The 2,784-nt window shown below is 68.6% G+C and carries 3 protein-coding genes; all 3 read left to right on the top strand.

Going from position 1 to position 2,784, the window contains the following annotated elements:
* A partial coding sequence (locus ACFU6I_RS48345; RefSeq protein WP_384380901.1) for a hypothetical protein occupies positions 1-205 on the top strand: 205 nt, incomplete at its 5' end.
* 278 nt (positions 206-483) lie between these two features.
* Positions 484-933, top strand: a complete 450-nt coding sequence (locus ACFU6I_RS48340) for a PTS glucose transporter subunit IIA (RefSeq protein WP_327247514.1) — start codon at positions 484-486, stop codon at positions 931-933.
* A gap of 75 nt (positions 934-1,008) precedes the next feature.
* The gene (gene ptsP, locus ACFU6I_RS48335; protein ID WP_384380897.1) at positions 1,009-2,679 is read left to right on the top strand and encodes a phosphoenolpyruvate--protein phosphotransferase; all 1,671 of its coding nucleotides are present in this window, start codon (positions 1,009-1,011) and stop codon (positions 2,677-2,679) included.
* Positions 2,680-2,784: the final 105 nt, after the last annotated feature.

The raw sequence follows: 2,784 nt of genomic DNA, 5'->3' as shown, positions 1-2,784 counted from the left end.
ACTCACCCTCTCGGGCTTTCCTCCGGGCTTTCCCTTCGGTCTTGCGTTTCCGACTCTATCAGACTCTTTCGTGTCCGATTCCCGGTCGAAGCGGGCCCTCTGCAAAGCAGAGGATTTATTTCTGCTTCTGCGCCTTTCAGGTTTTCGCTTTCGCTTTTCCCTTTCCGGCGAGTCCGACTCTATCAGGCCTTTTCCGTTTCCTTGACCAGCTGCCTGCAGGCATGCAGGTGCCGATCCGGGTTAAGGTCTGGGCTTGATAGTCGCCGCCGACCCCCGACTCAAAGTCGCGTTGGGGCCAGGCAGGAGTACGACAGTACAGGTCGCAGGTAGTCGAGGCAAATCGTTTCCGGTGCACCCCTAGGTCCGTGAAGCCGCAGGACTCGGGCGGAACCGGGACTTCTTATGACTTACGCTGCTGAACAGTACGCCGCCCTCTACAGGCCGCGGCGGCGCCAAATGAAGCTTCACCCTGGGAGGCTCCCTATGACCACTGTGACGTCCCCTCTTGCCGGACGCGCCATCGGACTCGCGGCGGTACCCGACCCGGTCTTCTCCGGCGCGATGGTGGGGCCCGGAACTGCCGTTGATCCTGTGCGCGAGCCGTCGGAGGCCGTTTCGCCCGTGGACGGAATCATTGTCTCCCTGCACCCGCACGCGTTCGTCGTCGTGGACGAGCAGGGGCACGGGGTGCTGACCCACCTGGGCATCGACACCGTGCAGCTCAATGGCGAGGGCTTCGAGCTGCTCGTCAACAAGGGCGACACCGTCACGCGCGGTCAGGGCATCGTGCGCTGGAACCCGGTCGCGGTGGAAGAGGCCGGCAAGTCCCCGATCTGCCCGATCGTGGCGCTCGAGGCCACTGTCGAGTCGCTCTCCGACGTCCGTGAGGACGGGGATGTGAAGGTCGGCGAGGCGCTGTTCGGTTGGCAGTGACGCACTCGGCGCAGTGACAGGCAGTCGGTACACATCGCGGTGGCACGGGATCGCCGCACAATCGGAGACGGTGAAATGGAGACAACGCTGCGAGGCGTCGGCGTGAGCCACGGTGTGGCGATCGGCGAGGTTCGGCACATGGGTACGGCCGTGCTGGAGCCGCCGGCCAAACAGATCCCGGCGGAGGAGGCCGAGCGCGAGCAGGGACGTGCTCGCCAGGCTGTCGACGCTGTCGCGGCCGACCTGATTGCGCGCGGCAATCTGGCCGGCGGCGAGGCTCAGGCCGTGCTCGAGGCGCAGGCCCTGATGGCTCAGGACCCCGAACTGATGGCCGATGTGGACCGTCGGATCGCCGTCGGGAGCAGTGCCGAGCGTGCGGTGTACGACGCCTTCGCCGCCTACCGGGCTCTGCTCGCCGGTGCCGGGGAGTACCTGGCGGGGCGGGTCGCGGACCTCGACGACGTGCGCAACCGGATCGTGGCCCGGTTGCTCGGTGTGCCGATGCCGGGTGTACCGGACAGCGACGAGCCGTATGTACTGATCGCACGGGACCTGGCGCCTGCCGATACGGCGCTGCTCGACCCCGCGCTGGTGCTCGGCTTCGTCACCGAGGAGGGCGGACCGACCAGTCACAGTGCGATTCTCGCGCGGGCGCTCGGTGTGCCGGCCGTAGTGGCTCTCCCCGGGGCCGGTGAGCTGGCCGAGGGCACCGTGATCGCGGTGGACGGCAGCACTGGCGAGATCTTCGTCGAGCCGAGCGACGAGAAGCGTGCCGAGATGGAGAGCGCTGCGGCTGCCCGCAAGGCTGCGCTGTCCGCGTCGACCGGTCCGGGTGCGACGTCCGACGGTCACAAGGTGCCGCTGCTCGCCAATGTGGGCGGGCCCGGCGACGTGCCGGCTGCGGTCGAGGCCGGTGCCGAGGGTGTGGGGCTGTTCCGTACGGAGTTCCTGTTCCTGGACGACAGCAAGCAGGCGCCGTCCGAGGAGAAGCAGGTCGCGGCGTACCGGGCGGTGCTGGAGGCGTTCCCCGAGGGGCGTGTCGTGGTGCGGGTGCTGGATGCCGGCGCGGACAAGCCGCTCGACTTCCTGACGCCCGCGGACGAGCCGAACCCGGCGCTGGGTGTGCGGGGGCTCCGCACTCTGCTGGACCACCCGGAGGTGCTGCGGAGCCAGCTGACCTCGCTGGCGAAGGCCGCCGAGGGGCTTCCCGTCCATCTGGAGGTCATGGCGCCCATGGTGGCGGACCGTACGGACGCGAAGGCGTTCGCCGACGCGTGCCGGGCGGCCGGGCTGCAGGCGAAGTTCGGCGCGATGGTGGAGATTCCGTCCGCCGCTCTTCGGGCCCGCTCGATCCTGCAGGAGGTGGAGTTCCTGTCGCTGGGCACCAATGACCTGGCGCAGTACACCTTCGCCGCCGACCGTCAGGTGGGTGCGGTGTCCCGGCTGCAGGATCCGTGGCAGCCCGCGCTGCTGGACCTCGTGGCACTGTCGGCCGAGGCGGCCAAGGCCGAGGGCAAGAGCTGCGGCGTGTGTGGTGAGGCCGCAGCCGATCCGCTGCTCGCCTGTGTGCTGACCGGTCTGGGTGTCACCTCGCTGTCGATGGGTGCCGCGTCCATTCCTTATGTCCGGGCCACGCTGGCGAAGCACACGCTCGCGCAGTGCGAGCGTGCCGCTGCTGCCGCGCGTGCCACGGATTCCGCCGATGAGGCGCGGCTCGCGGCTCAGGCGGTGCTGTCGGGCGAGTAGGTCCCGCGCAGCCGGTCGCGAAGGGGCTCCCCGCCACAGGTGGCGGGGCGCCCCTTCCTCTTCTCAGATTTGGGACTCCGGTTCGTCGGGTGAGTTGTGTATTTC

The sequence above is a fragment of the Streptomyces sp. NPDC057486 genome, assembly GCF_042802415.1.
GTDB lineage: Bacteria > Actinomycetota > Actinomycetes > Streptomycetales > Streptomycetaceae > Streptomyces > Streptomyces yanii.
Note: the sequence above shows the minus strand (reverse complement) of the source record. Positions and strands in the feature narration are given on the sequence as shown.